The following is an 18,028-nucleotide window of genomic DNA, read 5'->3' as shown; positions in this document are numbered from 1 at the left end:
TCCCCTAACGCGGCGCAGGAATGCCCATTCCATCTCATTTCATGCCGATGTTTCCCTTGACCTCCCGCAGGCATGTGGACAATTCCGCGCTTTCCTTTCCTTTCCTTGCTTGCCTAACACTGCCCCATCCAGCGAACTCCGCTCCACCATTGTTCGCAAAATCCTTGCGCTGCGCGGCCCGAATCTCTGGGCGCGTGAGACGGTTCTGGAATGCAAGGTGGAGTTTCCCGAGATGACCGACCACGTCGCAAACTGGCGTTCCTGGCTTCTTTCCTGGCTGCCGACTTTGGAGCCGCAGCTTAGCGAAACCAGCATCACTCCGCAGGCGGAGTCCCTGGCGGCCCTGCTGCAGTCAATCACCCTGCATTTGCAAAGTCGCTCCGATCTTCAGGTCAGTTTTGGCAAGGTGATGCCCACCTCCCAGCCTCTGACGTATCGTATCATCACCCAGTTTGATGATGAATCCATCGCCCGCGCAGCCTTCGAACTCGCCCGGCGTTTGATCGAAGCCGCGCTCTTTGGCCAGACCATGGACGTCAATGCGGCCATCACAGAACTGAGCGAGCTTGCTCAGGAAGTATGCCTCGGGCCCAGCACCCGGGCCATGGTGGATGCCGCACGTCTGCGAGGCATCCCGGTGCTTCGGCTCACCGAAGGCAGCCTGGTTCAGCTTGGCTGGGGTTCGAAACAAAAGAAAATCCTCGCCGCTGCCACCAGTCAGACGAGCGCGATCGCTGAAGACATCGTGCAGGACAAAGACTTCACCCTGCGAATGCTCAATGAGATCGGTCTGCCGGTGCCGCAGGGCCGGCCTGTGAAAAACGCTGACGATGCGTGGGCTGCCGCCAACGAAATTGGCCTGCCGGTCGTCGTGAAACCTCTGGACGGGAACCAGGGGCGTGGCGTCGCCTTGAATTTATACACCCGCGAGCAGGTGGCCACCGCCTACGCTGCAGCTCGTGAGGAAAGCCGGTCGGTCATTGTGGAGCAGTTCGCCGAGGGGGAGGACTACCGCGTGCTCGTCATCGGACGTGAACTCATCGCCGCCTCCCGTCGTTACCCTGCGCATGTCATCGGCGACGGTGAGCACACCATTCAGGAGCTCGTTGCCGAAAAGAACCGCGATCCCCGCCGTGCTGCCGATCACGCCGCCGCCCTGAGCCGCATTCGCATTGATGCCGTCGCCATGGCCGTGCTTGCCGAGCAGGGCGTCACTCCTGAATCGGTCCCCGAAAAAGACCGGATGATTCTCATTCGCCGCAATGCCAACCTCAGCACCGGCGGTACCGCCGTGGACTGCACCGCCGAGGTTCATCCCACGATCTGTGCTGCCGCTGTCGAAGCTGCCCAGATGGTCGGCCTCGATATCTGCGGTCTCGACATGATCGCGCCCGACATCACGCAGCCCCTGAGCGCGCGCAATGGCGTCATCATTGAACTCAATGCGCGTCCGGGACTGCGCATGCACCTGTATCCTTCGGAAGGCGAGCCGCGTCCTGTGGGCAAGGCGGTCATCGACACCATGTTTGCTCCCGGCTGCCGTGGTCGCATTCCCATCGTCGCCGTGACTGGGGTGAATGGCAAAACTACCACCACACGCTTCATTGCGCATCTGCTGACTCAAAACCAATGGCGCGTGGGCATGACAAGCACGGACGGTGTTTTCGTCGGTTCGCGAATGATCGACAGCGGCGACTGCAGCGGCCCCAAGAGCGCCCGCAGCGTGTTGTCTTACCCGCTGTGTGATGCCGCTGTGCTGGAAACCGCCCGTGGCGGCATTTTGCGCGAAGGTCTGGCTTTTGACCACTGTGACGTCGCTGTTGTCACGAACATCGGTGCTGGTGACCACCTTGGCATCAATGACATCGACACTCCGGAGCAGCTGGCCGAGGTGAAGCAGTGCATCGTCGCCGCCGTGCCTGCAGACGGTACCGCCGTGCTGAATGCCGCTGATCCGCTCGTCGTGAAAATGGCGGACACTTATCCTCGCAAGACCATCTTTTTTGCTCTGGATGCGGAAAATGCCATCATCGTCCGCCATCGCATTCAGGGAGAGCGCGCCATTTATGTGCGGGATGGGAACATCGTGCGCGCCACGGGTCCGAATGAGGATGTGTTCATGCCGTTGAGCGAAATCCCTCTCACCCATGGCGGGCGCATTGGCTTTCAGGTGGAAAACACCCTCGCCGCCGTGGCGGCGGCATGGGCGCTTGGCGTGGATGATGACCTCATTCGCCAAGGGGCGCGTAACTTTGTCCCCAGCCTCGATCAAAATGCCGGTCGTTTTAATGTGCTCGACCTGAAAGGCATCACCGTCATCGTTGATTACGGCCACAATGTGGATGCTCTTCGCGCCCTGCTCGACGGTTTGCGCCAGTTTGACAATGCACGTCGCATCGTCGTTTACAGCTCCGCTGGAGATCGCAGGGACAGCGACATCATTGAGCAAGGCAGAATGCTGGGCGCAGAATTTGATGAAGCCTGGCTGTATGAAGGCGACTATGTGCGCGGCCGAGAATCGGGCGAGATTATGAAGCTGCTTGCCGCTGGCTTGGAAAACGCCAAACGCACTCGTCGCGTCGAGTCCATTATCGGCCATCTCAAGTCGGTTGATCTCGCCCTCGAATCCGCACAGGCGGGGGATTTGGTGATGATTCAGGCGGATACGGCGGATGAAACTGTGCAGTATCTCAAAGAAAAGTACGGCGCAAAATGACATCCGGCAGTTTCGGCCTGATGAAATGCTTGCCAGAGCAGGCTGAATTCGGCTACTAGGAGCCTGATCAAGCCATGACCACAACCACCGCCACACTCCTCAGCATCGCCTGCGGCTATCTTTGCGGCTCAGTGCCCTTTGGCTATCTTGCAGGGCGCTTGAAAGGCATCGACATCCGCCAGCACGGCAGCGGCAATATCGGCGCCACCAATGCCATCCGCGTGCTGGGGAAGGGGATTGGTATCCCTGTCTTCATCCTCGATATGGTCAAAGGCTGGTTGCCTGTGTGGCTGGCTGCTGGCTGGATCGCGCAGACGGGCACTGCGGTTGAAATGGTCTCGGCCGGCAAGGTGCTGACTGGTTTTGCCGCCGTAATCGGCCACATGTTCACCTTCTGGCTCGGCTTCAAAGGCGGCAAGGGCATCGCCACCACCGGCGGCGTGCTGCTCGGCATTTCACGGGCGGGAATGCTTGGCGGCTGGATTGGTTTTCTCTCCTTTCTCTTCGCTTTCCGTTATGTTTCGCTCGGCTCGCTGGCAGCGGCCATCGGAGTACCCACCGCCATGGCCGTGCAGATGTGGCGTGAGGGCCGCTGGGATTTTGTGACTCTGGGCTTTGGTATCGTGGTGATGATTCTGGTGTTCATCCGGCATCGCTCCAACATTCAGCGCCTGATCGCAGGCACGGAGAGCAAGGCCTTCACCAAAAAGAAGCCGCAGCCATGATTCAGTCCGCCACAGTCATCGGTGCCGGCAGCTGGGGCACCGCACTTGCTGCAGTGTTGTCCTGGCGCGGGCTGAGCGTTCAGTTCTGGGGGCGCGATGCCGAACTCATGGCGCAGATTCGCGACACCCGCCGCAATGTCCGTTACCTGCCTGATCTGGAACTCCCTTCCCAGATCACCGTCACCTCTAATCTGGATGCTCTGCAACCTGCGGACATGCTCGTCTTCGTGATTCCTTCCAAGGCCATGCGTGGCACGGCGGAACTCGTCGCACAAAGCCAGGCGTCCTCCAAGGCGCGGGTGCTGGTGTCCTGTTCCAAAGGCATCGAACTCGAAACCGGCCACCGCATGAGCCAGTTGATCGGTGAATCCATCCCCGGTGTTCCGCTGGCGGTGCTGACCGGTCCGAATCACGCTGAAGAGGTGGCGCGTCAGCTTGCCACCGCTGCCGTCGTGGCCTGCGCAGATGATGAAATTGCCAAGGCGGTGCAGGCCTGCTTCACGCTGCCGTTCTTCCGCACCTACACCACCGACGACATCATCGGCGCCGAGTGGGCCGGTGCGATGAAGAACCCCTATGCCATCGCCTCGGGCATTGCCCATGGCTTGAAACTCGGAGACAACACCCTAGCCGCGCTTGTCACGCGTGCGCTGGCTGAGATGGTGCGCCTCGGTGTTGCCGAAGGCGGCAAGGTGGAGACTTTTTATGGCCTCAGTGGCGTGGGAGATCTCGTGGGCACCTGCTACTCAACGCACAGCCGCAATCACCGCGTCGGTGTCATGCTCGGTCAGGGCCGCCCTCTGGATGAAATCATCGCCAGCACGCGCATGGTCGCCGAAGGTGTGCCAAACACCGCCAGCATGCACCGTGCAGCCCAGACTCGGGGGGTGCGCATGCCGTTGCTCGACGAGATCAACGCCGTCCTTCATCAGGGCAAATCCCCCAAGGAGGGAATGAAGGCCCTGCTTTCACGCGACCCACGGCCCGAGGCCGACTAAATTTCCCATGTCTGATTCAAACGGTTACGAACTTCTCGACAGCGGCTCATTTCAGAAGCTGGAGCGCTTCGGCAGCGTCGTGCTCTCACGGCCCTGCGCGCAGGCGGTCTGGCAGCAGACCCTGCCCAAGGCCGACTGGCAGAAAGTGACCGCCACTTTCTTCCGCGACGGCGGCAATCAATGGCGCGGTCGCGACAAGCTCCCCGAGACATGGGCCATTGAGGTCGATGGCACCAAGTTCCAGCTCAGCTCCACCGATTTCGGCCACCTCGGCATCTTTCCTGAGCAGCGTGACCAATGGCGGCGCATCCGCGAAGTCTGCACGGAATATGCCAAGCACTACAACCGCCCGGCACGGGTGCTCAATCTCTTCGCCTACTCCGGTGGCAGCACGCTTGCAGCAGCTCATGCTGGAGCGGAGGTGTGCCACGTGGACGCCTCCAAGGGCATGGTTGACTGGGCACGCAAAAATGCCGCCATCAATGGACTCGAAGAAAAACCGATCCGCTGGATCGTGGATGACGTGACCAAATTTCTGGAACGCGAACTCCGGCGTGACCGGCAGTACGACCTGCTCATCCTCGATCCGCCGAGCTACGGCCGTGGAGCCAAGGGGGAGGTCTTCAAAATCGAAAACGACCTGCCTCCTCTGCTCTCACTGCTCGGCAAACTCATGTCTCCTGAACCTCTCGGCGTGCTGCTTTCCTGCCACACGCCGGAACTCACGCCCATTTCTCTGCATCACCTCCTCCAGCAGCAGTTTGGCCGCAAGAGTGGCAAAGTGGAGCATGGCGAAATGCAGCTTCGCGGCGCGGCCGGTGTTTTGCCCGTGCCCAGCGGCAGCTTTGCATGGTGGCTGGCGTGATTGAGCATTCGACATTCCGCCTTCGTCGTTCGACATTTCCGCGATGTTTCCGTTCCTCCTCCGCCGCGCCTTCAGCAGCGTGATCGTGATCTTCTGCGTGATCTCGATCACGTTCGTGCTCGCACGGATCACGAAAGGCGGCCCCTTTGACAAGGAGAAGGAACCTCCGCCACACATCAAGGAAGCACTCCTCACGCGTTACAAGCTCAACGGCACCGTTTGGGACCAATACACCGCCTATGTCGGTTCTCTCGTACGTTTTGACCTCGGCCTCTCCACCCGCTATCGCGACTGGCGTGTCTCAGAATTGCTGCGGCAAAAGATGCCGAATTCATTCGCGTTGGGAACCCTTTCCTTCCTGATCGCGAGTTGTGCCGGGGTGTTCCTTGGCAGCCTGGCCGCAATGAAGAAAGACACTTGGATCGACCGCTCGGCCATGTTCGGCGCACTGCTCTCCATTTCCATTCCTTCCTTCATCAGCGGGCCATTCCTGATTGCGGTCTTCGCGCTGTGGCTCGGCTGGCTCCCAGTCGGCGGTTGGGGCACGGTGTCGCAGATGATCCTTCCTGCGGTTTGCCTTGCCGCTCCCTACATCGCCTACGTCGCACGCTTGATGCGCAACAGCCTGCTGGATGTGCTGAAAAGCGATTTCTTGCGTACCGCACGTGCCAAGGGCCTGACCGAAACACAGGCCGTGGCCCGGCATGCCATCAAAGTGGCCATCCTGCCCGTCATCACCTTCCTCGGCCCGCTCGCGGCGCATCTGCTCACCGGCTCGATGATTGTCGAAAGCGTCTTCAACATCTCCGGTGCCGGCATGATCTTCGTAAACTCGATCCAGAACCGCGATGTTTTCCTGCTTGGCGGTGCCGTCATCGTTTACTGCGTGCTGCTTGTTCTCTTCAACCTGTTCGTGGACGTGATCTACACCCTGCTGGACAAACGCATCAAACTCTATGCCTGAAGCCGCCGCTCCAGCATCCATCGCACGGCCAGACGGCTGGCAGGTATTGAAGCGCAACCGCGCGGCGCTCATTGCGCTCGGTTTTCTCGTGGGCCTGTCGCTCATCGCCATCGTCGTGCCGCTGCTGCTGCCGGATGAACTGAAATCCACCAGCAGCGCCTCGTTTGTGCCCCCCATGCAGCATGCCGCAGAAACCCATGCCACCCATGTTCTCGGCACGGATGTGAACGGACAGGACATGCTCTACCGCCTGCTCTCCGGTGCCCGCGTGTCACTGGGCGTGGGATTGGTCGGCGCACTGATCAGTCTCTGCATCGGCACGCTCTATGGCATGATCAGCGGCTACGCAGGTGGTCGGATCGATGGCGTGATGATGCGCACGGTCGAGGTCCTCCAGTCCGTACCGCGTATCCTCTTCATCATGATCCTCATCGCCGCACTCGATGACTATGTGAAGGAATGGATCGACGGCTGGCGTCTCGCCGCGCAGGCGCGCAATTGGACGGATCTGGCTGCCAACATCAGCGAGGTAAAGGCCTACTCCAAGGTGCTGGTGATGATCGTATCGCTTGGTCTTGTCGAATGGCTCACCATGGCGCGCATCGTTCGCGGTCAGGTGCTCGTGCTGCGGGAGATGACCTTTGTCACCGCCTCGCGCGCCATGGGCCAGAGCCCCGTGGGCGTGCTGCGCCGGCATCTGCTGCCGAACCTCAGCACCATCATCCTCACCTACCTCACCCTCACCATTCCCGCCGTCATCCTCGACGAATCCTTCCTCAGCTTCCTCGGCCTCGGCATCGAAGACCCTGCCGCCAGCTGGGGCTCCTTGCTCAAGGACGGCGCGCAGGTCATCAACCCGCTCGAAAGCAAATGGTGGCTCCTCGTTTTTCCCGCCCTCCTCATGTCCGCCAGCCTCCTCGCCCTCAACTTCCTTGGCGATGGCTTGCGTGATGCGTTTGATCCAAAGAGCGGGGATTAGTTCAATGCGCCTGCAGCCAGTTTAGCCCCGTTCCTGCCTCAACCTCCACAGGCACACCCTCGAGGAGCAGCGCATTCTTCATCGCATCAAGAATAATCGTCCGCGCCTGCTCGACTTCGCTCTCGGGCATTTCAAACAGCAATTCATCGTGAACCTGCAGCAGCATGCGGGTTTGCAAACCAGCTTTGGTTAGTGCGGCATCGACGTTGATCATCGCGAGCTTGATCATGTCTGCTGCAGTGCCCTGGATGGGAGTATTCATGGCAACACGCTCTGCCGCACCGCGCACCGTGGCGTTGCCGCTGGTGATGTCGCGGATGGTGCGACGGCGGCCGGTGAGGGTTTTGACATATCCGCATTCTTTGGCCTCGACGATGATTTGCTCCATGAAACGCTTCACGCCAGGGAACTGCTTGAAGTAGTTTTCGATGATGGTGGCCGCCTCGCCGCGCGGAATGCCCAGACGCTGACTCAGTCCGAAGGCTGAAATGCCGTAGATGATGCCGAAGTTGACCATCTTGGCGGTGCGACGCATCTCGGGCAGCACGCCGTCGAGTTCGACGCCATAAACGCGGGCGGCGGTGGCTTGATGAATGTCGAGCCCATTGGCAAAGGCTTCGATCATGGCCTTGTCACCGCTGAGTGCCGCCATGACGCGGAGTTCGATCTGCGAGTAGTCGGCACTCATCAGCACCCAGCCTTCCTCTCCAGGGACGAAGGCCTTTCGAATTTCGCGCCCGAGGTCGCTCCGAATCGGGATGTTTTGCAGGTTCGGATTGCTCGATGCCATGCGGCCGGTGGCGGCCATCAACTGATGAAACGTCGTGTGAATGCGGCCGGTCACGCGTGAAACGGCATGCGGCAGTGCTTCGACATAGGTGTTGTTCAGCTTGGTCACCTCACGGTAGTCGAGGATGTCCTGAATGATGGGGTGCAGGCCCATGAGAGACTGCAGCACCTGCTCGTTCGTCTGATATTGGCCTGTGGCGGTTTTCTTCGGCTTCTCAATGAGCTTGAGGCGATCAAACAACACTTCACCGAGCTGTTTGGGACTGTTGAGGTTGAAAGGCCCGCCTGCGTTTTCCTGAATGCGTTTTTGCAGCTCGGCGGCTTTCCTGTCGAGTTCGACGCCGTATTCACGCAGCGCCTGAACGTCGATCTTCACACCGTAGTTTTCCATCTTGGTGAGCACGGGCAGCAGCGGGCACTCCACCTTGTCGAACACATACTGCTGCTCCTTCAATTCCGTGCGCATCTTCGCGGCAAGCTGCCACGTCACATCCGCATCCTCAGCAGCATAGTCGGCCACCTTGCGGGCATCTTCTGCCGCGACATCGGCCATGGTGGCCTGGCTGAAAAGATCGTTCTTTTCCGTGCCGATGAGCGCGGTGATCGGCACCGGCGTGTAGTGCAGATACGACTCCGCAAGGTAATCCATGCCGTGGCGCTGATCCGGATCGATCAGTGAATGCGCCAGCATGGAATCGAAAAACGGTCCGCGAACTTCAACGCCATGCGCAAGCAGCACGCTGAGGTCGAATTTGAGATTGTGGCCGATCTTCTCGACACCTTCTTGCGTGAGCAAGGTGCGGAATTCCTCCAGCACGGCCTTCGCGGCCGCCTTCTCGCGCGGGAAAAGCACGAACCAGCCTTCATGCATCTGCCAAGAAAAGGCGATGCCAACGATCTGCGTATCGCGTGGATCGAGCCCGGTGGTTTCGAGATCGAAGCAAAAAGATTTTAGCTCAGCGAGCTGTGCGATGATTTTCTGCCGCTCCTCAGCTGTCTCCACGAGATGATAAACGTGCGGAGTGTCTTCAATGGTGCTGAGCTTGGCGGGAGCAGGAAGAGCAGGAGGTGCAAAGAGATCCTCCGGGGAGGACGATGCTTCAGTCGACTGGCTGGCAGCCTGTTCCATTTTCCGACCGCGACCGGCTTTGAATTCCTCACCGTAAAGACGGCGGCCCAGGGCGTTGAATTCGAACTCTGTGAAGAAGGCTTTCAGCGCCTCGTCGTTGTGAGGCTTGATCACAAGATCAGCCACTTGAGCTTCATAAGGCACGTCCACAAAAATGGTGGCCAGCTTCTTGGAGAGCAGCGCGTCCTCCTTGCTGGCTTCGAGTTTTTCCTTCTGCTTGCCCTTGAGCTGATCGATGTTGGCGAGCAGGTTTTCGACGCTGCCGAACTGCTGGATGAGTGTTGTGGCAGTTTTTTCACCAAAGCCTTTCACGCCTGGGATGTTGTCCACGGCGTCGCCCATGAGCGCGAGAATGTCGATGACCTGCTCTGGGCGTTCGATGCCCCAGCGTTCACAGACCTCCTTCACACCAAGGATTTCCACATCAGCCCCGGAGCGGCCCGGCTTGTAGATTTTGACGTGCTCCGAGACGAGCTGGCCGAAGTCCTTGTCCGGTGTGACCATGAAGGTCTCGATGCCCTCCTTCTCAGCACGCTTGGCCATGATGCCGATGATGTCGTCAGCCTCGTAGCCATCACGCACGAGGATGGGCACGTTCATGGCCTCCATCAGGCGTTTGATTTGCGGGATGGCCATGCTGATGTCCTCCGGCATCTCTTCGCGCTGCGCCTTGTAAGCCGGGAACATCTCATGGCGTGGCGTCGGCGCGGAAGTGTCCAATGCCACGGCGAGATGCGTAGGCTGCTGGTTCTTGAGGATGTCGAGCAGCGTGTTGGCAAAGCCGTAGAGCGCTGACGTGTTCAGGCCGTCACTGGTACGGATGGGTGCTTTGATGAAGGCGAAGTGCGCGCGGTAAAGCAGCGCCATGCCGTCGAGGAGGAAGAGGCGTTGGGACATTTGCCCTCAGACTAGGCGGCATGAGGGCCTGCGCAAATGATGCTCAGGCTCCCTGCAAAGTGATCGCCGCATCTTCCATGGCCCGGCTGGCCTCGGTTTCGTCGTTGACGACCTGCGTGGCACCCAGACGCTTCAGACGCTCGACATCGGAGCTGAAGCGTGCACGGGCCAGTACCGAGATGTCCGGGCGATGCTCACGGATCATGGCCAGAGCCTGGGCATTGACCGTGGCATCAGGGAAGGTCAGTGCCACCATGCGTGCATGCTTCAATTGGGTAAGCTCCCAGGTTTCCTCGTGGCTGGCATCCGCAAACAGCACGGCCTGGCCCTGGCGCTTGAGTTTTTGCACAGTTTCGGCATTAAGCTCCACCACGAGTGTGCGCACGCCTGAGTCGAGCAGCGCCCTGTTGAGCTTTTCGCCCACAGGGCCATGTCCGCAGATGATGGCGTGGTCGGTCAGGCCGCTGATGCGCTGGCGCAGGTTGCCGGCATCAGCTTTGACGGGCTTGCCCCTGCCCCAGCCGCGTTTCACCAGCCATTCGCCGAGCGGTATGCCAAACTTCAGCAGGGCAGGAAGGAGGCCCATGGAAAGCGCGCTCGCGGCCAGGAGCGTCTGCTGGATGTCATTGCTCCAAAGATGGGCGCTGCTGGCGTTCTGCAGCAGCACGAGTGAAAATTCCCCCGCACTGCAAAGGCCGATGCCTGCCATCAGCGCCTGCTTGTGAGCCAGGCCCAGACGACGGGCGATGATGGTGATGAGGCCTGCTTTGGCGAGCATCAGTGCCGCTGTAAGCATGCAAATCGGCATCCACAAAACCATGGCAGCCTTTACGTCGATCATGAGTCCGACGGACACAAAGAAAAGCGTGAGGAAGAGATCCTTCAGCGGCATCACATCCGCCAGAATGCGGTGCTTGAAGATGGACTCGCTGACAGCCAGTCCTGCGACAAACGCGCCCAGTGCCAGCCCCAGCCCCAGCAAACCACCGACAAAGGCCAGGCCGACACAACTGCCGATGACCGAGAGTGTGAAGAGTTCACGGCTGCGCGTGCGCGTTACAGCGTTCAGCAGCCAAGGGATGACCCATCTTGCGGCCACGCCCGCCAGAATCACAAAGGCACCACCTCGCAAGGCCAGCGAGCCAAGGCGTGGCATCAGCGCCGTGGCAACACCTTCATGAGGCAGGAGCAGAGGCAGGAACAAGAAAAAGACGATGATGAAGAGGTCCTGAAAAATCGCCACGGCCAGCGCCATGCGCGCACCAGGGCTGGCTTCGAGACCGAGATCTTGAAAGCTCTTCAAGCTGACCGCTGTGGAGCTCATGGCAAGCGCGACGGAGACAAGCACGGCTCCCTGCCACGACGTGGAAACCAACCCTGCCGAAGCAGCAGCAGCCACCGCCATGCAAAGCCCCATCTGCCAGCCGCCGCCCGCAAACGCGAGCCGGCGCAGAAAGCGCAGTTCGCCTAGCGAGAACTCCAGCCCCAGCGTGAACATGAGCAGCACCACGCCAAACTCAGCCATCTGGGATACCTGCTCGTGTGACTCACCACCGCCGAGCAGCGCCAGCACGCCGGAATTGGCGATCAGCACGCCGCAGATGAAATACCCCGCCAGCATCGACTGCCGCAAACGCAGCAGCAGCAGTGAAACCATGACCACTCCAGCAAGCATCAGGGCCAGCAGCGCAAACAGCGGCGGGATGGAGGCAGATGCGATGGTAAATCCTTGGATCATGCAAGAAATCTCCTTCGCAGTTCAGGCGCGGCAGATCAAGTTCTGATGCAGGCATTCGCCTCAAACGTATGAATGCGCTGCGGTAAAGAGATTGCTTGCCAGGCGCATAAAAACATCGGACCACTCATGGCATGCCGCTCCTCGGCTGGCTCCTTCATACTCCTTGCGATGTTATGCCGGAGCCGCCTTGGTGGATGATATGAACATTCAGGTTTCCCGCCGTTCATCAGAACTGAACTGTAGTTTATACAGATTCTGATACACCGGATTGCGGCCCAGCAGTTCGGCATGCGTGCCGCGATCTAGGATTCGGCCCTGGTCCATGACGATGATCTGATCTGCTTCGAGAATGGTCGAAAGCCGATGCGCGATGGCGACGACCGTTTTACCAGCAGACAGAGTGTGAATGGCGTCCTGAATGATTTTTTCGCTCTCGGTGTCGAGAGCGGAGGTGGCTTCATCGAGCAGCAGGACCGGTGCATCGCGCAAAATCGCGCGGGCGATGGAAATGCGCTGCTTCTGGCCGCCGGAGAGATTGCACCCGCCTTCGCCGACGATGGCATCGTAGCCATTGCTGATCTGCTCGATGAATTCATGTGCATGAGCTTTTTTCGCAGCCGCGATGATTTCTGACTCGCCGGCATCAAGACGACCATAACGGATGTTTTCACGGATGGTGTCGTGAAACAAAAAGGTGTCCTGATTGACGATGCCAATGTTGGAGCGCAGAGAATTTTGCGTCAATGAGCGGATGTCGTGTCCATCCAGCATGACAGAACCCTCGTCCGGATCGTAAAAGCGCAGCAGAAGAGAGAATAGCGAGCTTTTGCCGGCGCCGCTGCGACCGACAAGGGCGTAAAATTTGCCGGGATCGAGTTTGAGGTTGATGTTGGTTACGGCCGGGGCCTCCTTTTTCTCACCATTGGTTTCACGATAGTAAAGAGCGGTGTTTTGGAACTCGATTTCACCACGCGAACGTCCGATGTCTTTCGCATCTGCTGCGTCTACAATGTCAGGGGTTCGTTCAAGCAGTTCAAACACCATGCCTGCAGCCACGGTGGTTTTTTGCAGCATCATCTGCACACGGCTCAGTTCCTTCACGGGCGGATAGATCTGCGTGAGCGCCATGACGAGCAGGAAGAAGTTCTCCGCTTCAAGCCCGCGATCCCAAGCATAGACCAGGCCTGCGGCGATGCCCAAAGAGGCAATAGTTTCCACGCAGGGACCGACAAATTCGACAGCTTTGGCCCAGCGCACCATGTTGCGGGTCATGCTGGCGTTGGTGCGTTCGAAGCGCTGTTCGGCATGTTTTTCGCCGGCGTAGGCTTTGACCAGCCGGATGCCCGAAAACGATTCCTGCATGGCCACCATCAGCTCTCTGGAGTCATATTCCTCACGCGCACCTGATTTTCGCACCCGCTTGCCGATGCGAATGATAGGCAGGAGGCAGGCCGGGAAGACGACGAGTGACATCAGGGTGAAAAACCAATCCTGAGCAAAGAGGACAACAAGAATGGAGATGATGGTCAAGGGACGCTGCGCAAGAATCTGAATCAGCTGCATGGCATTGCGCTGGACCGTGGCGGTTTGGTTGGTCACCGTCTGCATCAGTTCGCCAGTTTTCGCGGAATTGAAAAAGACGGGTGACTGCCTCATCACGCAATGAAAGGCATCATTGCGAAGCTGAAAGGCCACCCTGCTTGTCACCCACGCCTGCATGTAGCTGGAAAGATAACCAAAAAAGCCGCGCAAAAAGATCAGAACTGGTATGAAAGAGCAGGCGATCATGACGCCCGTCAGACCAATCGGGGTGTCAGCGTCGAGTCCGAACATCTTTGCCAGATTGATTTCACCAATCAAAGGCAGTTCGGTCCCCTCTCCCAGGGTGCGTGTCTTGCCTTTCAAAACCAGTGAGAAGATCAGCTGGAAACCAATCAGCATGAATCCGTTGAAGACAGCGCTGAGCATTCCAAGCAGGACACTCAATGCGAAACGACCGCGATAAGGAAGGACATACTTCCAAATGGATGTGAGCGTCTTTTTTACCAAGGCTGCGAACTGTAGGTCTTCCGTAAGGTGCATGAACGATAATGTATCAGGGAGTGGGAAATGCCGGTGTCTTTGTTATACACTAGCCGGTGAAATGGCACCAGCACAAGGCTCAACGCTCACCGAGATGCTGCCGATAGATGGCATCCAGACGGTACAGCATCGTATCAAGACTGTGATGATTCACGATAAACTCCTGTCCGGCACGACACATGGCCTGGGTTCGGGGTTTTTCCTCCAGTGTTTCACGAATGGCGGATGCAAGCGCGGCGGCGTCATGAGGTGGTACGAGCCGGCCCGTTTCACCCTGCTTGATAATGCTGGGAATGCCACCGACGTCACTGGCTACGACTGGGACTCCAATGGCCAGGGCTTGCAACCCTGACTGGGGGATGGCTTCGTGGAATGAGGGAATGGCAATGATGTCGAGTGCCCGCATGATTTCGGGGACGTCTTCCCGATGGCCTAAAAACGTGAATTGATTCCCCACCGAGAATTGTTCAACCACGGATTTCACGTATTCAAGCGCCGGCCCCTCTCCGGCGATGATGCAGTGCACATGAATCCCGTATTGAGTTTTGAGCAGATGTGTGGCCTCTGCCAGGACCTGAATACCCTTGGCGGCGCGAATCACCGTGATCATGCCAATGAGCGGTGTCTGCGGGGACGGCAGGTAAGTGGAAAAATCTGCTTTTGGCCCCTCCGGCTTGAAGCGTTCGAGGTCGACCCCCGTAGGCAGGGTGGTGATTTCTCCCGCGTCCAGACCAAAGGTGGAAATCAGCGAACTGGTGATTTTAGGGCTGGTCGTAATGATGTGATGACTCCACTCTTTATACATCAGGCGGCTGAGCGATTTGTTCGGAATGGGGACGTCAAAATGGCGGCTGCGGATGATCAGCGGCACTCGTGCGATGCGTGCCGCGAGGGTCAGCATCCAGCCATCCCGTGAACTGTGCGGATTCACGATTTCGATGCGCTGGCGATGCAGCCACCACGCAAGTCGGAGGACGTGAAACGGCAGCAGGCAGCGCTGATTGAAACGCTGGGCCAGGACCTGCACCCCAGCCTGGCTGGCGCGTTGATAAATCTGGCTGTTCATGGGTGCGATCAGCCAGACCTCGCTGCCGCGACGGCGGAATCCGTTTATTTCCGCAAGAATTCGGTGTTCCTGTCCTCCCCAACCAAGGGAGGCTTCGGAGTGGGCAATGCGCCAGACGCGTTTGAGAGAAATTGAATCAGCCATGAAATCCACGCTGCTCTATTCCTCAAGCAGCATGGAGCCAACACCTTTTTTGGCGCGAAATTCCTTGCAAACACCGCCCCTGCTGGGGGACGGGGTGCTTTTACACTGCTTCTCTTTCAATATGGCGCGTGGATGTCATTGAGACAATCCAGCATGATGTCGAGGCTGTGCTGGTTTTTCCGCCAGTCGCTTCTGCGATGCGTGCGGCGAAGGCCACCGCATCGTCTGCTTTTTACTGGCGCAGCCGCATTGCTTGAAGCCGATCAATTCTGCCATGACACAGGTGTTCCAGACCTTCCCCCACCAAGGGAGGCTTCGGAGTGTAAAATACGACGCTGTTGGGACTGAGTCGCAAGCCATGGTTTTAAACTCTTGAAGAATAGTTTGTTGTGACGGCTGCCTAGTGAAAGATGTCCACGAATTAATATATCACCCTCATTGGTATAATAAATATTATACTTAATATTTGATTGCCAATAGAGTGTAATGCTGAGCATCGCAAAAAATCGACAACGCTTTTTATTCATTTCATGAGATCGCGAAAACTGTCATTAGAGAAACGATCCATTTCATATGTCATGGATGGCTCTTCATGAACTCGTTGGGCCCTCCTTTTTGGAAAAAAGTTCTCGCAAGCCCCCTGCCTTGCCTTCATATCCAGTTTTTCACATTTCTGATCTCTACATGACGTCATCAACCATCGGTATCATCGGCTTGGGCTATGTGGGCCTGCCTTTGAGCCTACAGTTTGCCCGGACAGGCAGTACAGTGCTGGGATTCGATATTGATCCCGCCAAAATCAAAGCCTTGGACGCAGGAGAGACCTACATCCTCCACATTTCCTCTGAAGCCGTGCGTGCTCAGCGGGATGCGGGGCGCTTTTCCGCCACCACGGATTTTTCTCGTATCTCCGAATGTGAGGCCATCATCATCTGCGTACCCACTCCGCTGGCGAAACATCGTGAACCAGACCTCACCTATGTGCTCGACACCGGTCGCTCCATCGCTCCCCATCTGCAGCCTGGCCAGTTGGTGGTACTGGAGTCCACCACTTACCCCGGGACAACGGACACCGAACTGCGTGCGGTGCTGGAAGCGGGTTCCAACCTCAAAGCCGGGGTGGATTTTCACCTCGCCTTCTCGCCAGAACGTGAGGATCCTGGCAATCCTCAGAGCGATGTTGCGGTGATTCCAAAAATTGTCGGCGGCTTCACTCCTGAATGCCAAAAGCATGCACTGAGTGTTTATGGCCGGGCGATCAAGACACTCGTTCCGGTGGAGTCCTGTCGTGTGGCGGAAGCGGTGAAACTGACAGAAAACATCTTCCGGGCTGTGAACATCGCCATGGTGAACGAACTCAAGGTCGTCTATGCCGCGATGGGTATCGACATCTGGGATGTGATCGAAGCGGCCAAGACAAAACCGTTTGGCTTCATGCCGTTTTATCCAGGCCCCGGGCTTGGCGGACATTGCATTCCGATCGATCCTTTCTACCTGACATGGAAGGCACGTGAATACGGCCAGGAGACGCGTTTCATCGAACTCGCTGGCGAGGTCAACACCGCCATGCCTGCCTACGTGATTCAGCGTGTGGGGGAGGCGCTGGCCTCGCTGCACCTGACCATCCGCGACAGCCGCATCCTCATGATTGGCATCGCTTACAAGTCCAACGTCGATGATGATCGTGAAAGCCCGGCCTATGTGCTGTGGGATCTGCTGGAACAGCAGGGCGCGGAAGTGGATTATCACGACCCACATGTGCCGGTGATCCGCCCCTCACGTGAGCATACTCATTTTGCCGGACGGCAGAGCGTCGCTCTGGCGGCAGGCACTCTGGCAGATTACGATCTCGTGCTGGTGGCTACCAATCACAAGGCGGTGGACGCAGCACTCATCGCAGAATATGCGCGGCTGGTGGTGGATTCACGCAATGCGCTCAGTACCCTGATGAAGGGCAAACCCAATTATTTTAAAGCATGAAGGCTCTCGTTACAGGTGGTGCAGGTTTTATTGGTTCTCACATTTCCGAGGCACTCTGTCGCAGAGGTGCTGAAGTCATTGTGCTGGACAATCTTTCTCTCGGCAATACAGCCAATCTTGATTGGAAAAAACCGGGGGACAAGATCGACCTCGTTGAGGGCGATATTCGCGATCAATCCCTGCTGGCAAAACTGATGCCTGGTATTGACTGGGTGTTTCATCAGGGTGCGCTTCCCTCGGTGCCGCGTTCAGTCGCTGAACCGCTTGAGAGCAATGCGCAAAACTTGGATGGCACGTTGAATGTGCTGCTCGCTGCCAGGGATGCCGGCGTGAAACGTTTGATGTTTGCGTCTTCGTCCTCGATCTACGGGAACGCAGACGTCCCAGAAAAACATGAAGGGCTGCCCGTGCAGCCGCTTTCCCCATACGCGCTGCAAAAGTACGGCGGCGAGCGCTACTGCCAGCTCTTTTATCAGCTCTATGGCTTTGAAGCAGTGGCGCTGCGCTACTTCAACATCTTTGGGCCGAGGCAGGCTTTTGATTCGCCTTACTCCGGTGTGATTGCAAAGTTCTGCACTTTCATGCTGGAGGGCAAGCCGCCGGTGATCTTTGGTGATGGCAGCCAGGCACGTGATTTCACCTTTGTGGACAACGCCGTCTCCGCGAACCTCCTCGCCGCCGAGGCACCTGCGGAGAAAGCCGCGGGCAGGGTCTTCAATGTGGCCGCCGGGCACTCCATTGACCTGCTCCGCCTCGTGAAAGACATCAACCAGCTGACTGGCCAGGAACTTCAGCCAACGTTCGAACCGGCACGTGCAGGAGACGTTCTGCATTCGCTGGCAGATATCAGTGCCGCCCAGAAAGCATTGGGCTACCATGTGACTGTCTCGTGGGAGGAAGGTCTGGCCCGCACCCTGGATTTCTACAGGGCAGCCCAAGCGTGAAGGAGCGCGACC

The 18,028-nt window shown here is 58.1% G+C and carries 13 protein-coding genes; 8 read left to right on the top strand and 5 right to left on the bottom strand.

From position 1 onward, the window contains the following. Positions 1–109: 109 nt before the first annotated feature. The 6 genes from cphA (at position 110) to AC24GY_RS20075 (ending at position 7,247) form a co-directional block, all read left to right on the top strand. On the top strand, positions 110–2,716 hold the full coding sequence (cphA, locus tag AC24GY_RS20100; RefSeq protein ID WP_487686655.1) for a cyanophycin synthetase: 2,607 nt from the start codon (positions 110–112) through the stop codon (positions 2,714–2,716). Positions 2,717–2,790: 74 nt separating this feature from the next. Beyond that, positions 2,791–3,441 (top strand): glycerol-3-phosphate 1-O-acyltransferase PlsY, encoded by a 651-nt coding sequence (gene plsY, locus AC24GY_RS20095; protein WP_422316483.1) that lies wholly within the window; start codon positions 2,791–2,793, stop codon positions 3,439–3,441. Then, positions 3,438–4,439 carry an NAD(P)H-dependent glycerol-3-phosphate dehydrogenase gene (locus AC24GY_RS20090; RefSeq protein WP_487686654.1) on the top strand — a complete coding sequence of 334 codons (1,002 nt, stop codon included), beginning with the start codon at positions 3,438–3,440 and terminating at the stop codon, positions 4,437–4,439. The genes plsY and AC24GY_RS20090 overlap by 4 nt, the downstream gene beginning before the upstream one ends. Positions 4,440–4,446: 7 nt before the next feature. Beyond that, positions 4,447–5,304 (top strand): class I SAM-dependent methyltransferase, encoded by an 858-nt coding sequence (locus AC24GY_RS20085; RefSeq protein WP_487686653.1) that lies wholly within the window; start codon positions 4,447–4,449, stop codon positions 5,302–5,304. A gap of 43 nt (positions 5,305–5,347) precedes the next feature. Next, positions 5,348–6,268, top strand: coding sequence for an ABC transporter permease (locus AC24GY_RS20080; RefSeq protein ID WP_487686652.1), 921 nt, complete (start codon positions 5,348–5,350; stop codon positions 6,266–6,268). Then, positions 6,261–7,247: an ABC transporter permease gene (locus AC24GY_RS20075; protein ID WP_487686651.1), complete on the top strand. Its 987-nt coding sequence runs from the start codon at positions 6,261–6,263 to the stop codon at positions 7,245–7,247. Before AC24GY_RS20080 ends, AC24GY_RS20075 begins: the two co-directional genes overlap by 8 nt. A gap of 1 nt (position 7,248) precedes the next feature. Here the strand turns inward: AC24GY_RS20075 and polA are convergent, their stop codons facing one another. The 5 genes from polA to AC24GY_RS20050 all read right to left on the bottom strand — a co-directional run bounded on the left by polA (position 7,249) and on the right by AC24GY_RS20050 (position 15,619). Beyond that, a complete protein-coding gene (gene polA / locus AC24GY_RS20070) occupies positions 7,249–10,062 on the bottom strand; it encodes a DNA polymerase I (protein ID WP_487686650.1) in 2,814 nt (937 codons plus the stop codon). A gap of 43 nt (positions 10,063–10,105) precedes the next feature. Beyond that, positions 10,106–11,800, bottom strand: a complete 1,695-nt coding sequence (locus tag AC24GY_RS20065; RefSeq protein WP_487686649.1) for a cation:proton antiporter domain-containing protein — start codon at positions 11,798–11,800, stop codon at positions 10,106–10,108. A 207-nt stretch (positions 11,801–12,007) separates the two neighbouring features. Continuing rightward, the gene (locus AC24GY_RS20060) at positions 12,008–13,768 is read right to left on the bottom strand and encodes an ABC transporter ATP-binding protein (protein WP_487686648.1); all 1,761 of its coding nucleotides are present in this window, start codon (positions 13,766–13,768) and stop codon (positions 12,008–12,010) included. A 193-nt stretch (positions 13,769–13,961) separates the two neighbouring features. After that, positions 13,962–15,092 carry a glycosyltransferase gene (locus tag AC24GY_RS20055; protein WP_487686647.1) on the bottom strand — a complete coding sequence of 377 codons (1,131 nt, stop codon included), beginning with the start codon at positions 15,090–15,092 and terminating at the stop codon, positions 13,962–13,964. Positions 15,093–15,355: 263 nt separating this feature from the next. Continuing rightward, on the bottom strand, positions 15,356–15,619 hold the full coding sequence (locus AC24GY_RS20050) for a hypothetical protein (protein ID WP_487686646.1): 264 nt from the start codon (positions 15,617–15,619) through the stop codon (positions 15,356–15,358). A gap of 157 nt (positions 15,620–15,776) precedes the next feature. Between AC24GY_RS20050 and AC24GY_RS20045 the strand changes: the two genes are divergently transcribed. After that, complete coding sequence (locus AC24GY_RS20045; protein WP_487686645.1) at positions 15,777–17,072, top strand: nucleotide sugar dehydrogenase; 1,296 nt, start codon at positions 15,777–15,779, stop codon at positions 17,070–17,072. Beyond that, the gene (locus AC24GY_RS20040) at positions 17,069–18,016 is read left to right on the top strand and encodes an SDR family oxidoreductase (RefSeq protein ID WP_422316461.1); all 948 of its coding nucleotides are present in this window, start codon (positions 17,069–17,071) and stop codon (positions 18,014–18,016) included. The genes AC24GY_RS20045 and AC24GY_RS20040 overlap by 4 nt, the downstream gene beginning before the upstream one ends. The last annotated feature ends 12 nt before the right edge of the window (positions 18,017–18,028 follow it).

It is taken from the genome of Prosthecobacter sp. Pr1, from assembly GCF_057652315.1.
This window is presented reverse-complemented; position numbering and strand designations above follow the sequence as displayed.

Bases quoted from the DNA above. Each gene is read 5' to 3' on its own strand.
- plsY (WP_422316483.1), top strand. From the start codon at position 2,791: ATGACCACAACCACCGCCACACTCCTCAGCATCGCCTGCGGCTATCTT.
- AC24GY_RS20090 (WP_487686654.1), top strand. From the start codon at position 3,438: ATGATTCAGTCCGCCACAGTCATCGGTGCCGGCAGCTGGGGCACCGCA.
- AC24GY_RS20085 (WP_487686653.1), top strand. From the start codon at position 4,447: ATGTCTGATTCAAACGGTTACGAACTTCTCGACAGCGGCTCATTTCAG.
- AC24GY_RS20080 (WP_487686652.1), top strand. From the start codon at position 5,348: ATGTTTCCGTTCCTCCTCCGCCGCGCCTTCAGCAGCGTGATCGTGATC.
- AC24GY_RS20075 (WP_487686651.1), top strand. From the start codon at position 6,261: ATGCCTGAAGCCGCCGCTCCAGCATCCATCGCACGGCCAGACGGCTGG.
- polA (WP_487686650.1), bottom strand. From the start codon at position 10,062: ATGTCCCAACGCCTCTTCCTCCTCGACGGCATGGCGCTGCTTTACCGC.
- AC24GY_RS20065 (WP_487686649.1), bottom strand. From the start codon at position 11,800: ATGATCCAAGGATTTACCATCGCATCTGCCTCCATCCCGCCGCTGTTT.
- AC24GY_RS20060 (WP_487686648.1), bottom strand. From the start codon at position 13,768: ATGCTCAGCGCTGTCTTCAACGGATTCATGCTGATTGGTTTCCAGCTG.
- AC24GY_RS20055 (WP_487686647.1), bottom strand. From the start codon at position 15,092: ATGGCTGATTCAATTTCTCTCAAACGCGTCTGGCGCATTGCCCACTCC.
- AC24GY_RS20050 (WP_487686646.1), bottom strand. From the start codon at position 15,619: ATGAATAAAAAGCGTTGTCGATTTTTTGCGATGCTCAGCATTACACTC.
- AC24GY_RS20045 (WP_487686645.1), top strand. From the start codon at position 15,777: ATGACGTCATCAACCATCGGTATCATCGGCTTGGGCTATGTGGGCCTG.
- AC24GY_RS20040 (WP_422316461.1), top strand. From the start codon at position 17,069: ATGAAGGCTCTCGTTACAGGTGGTGCAGGTTTTATTGGTTCTCACATT.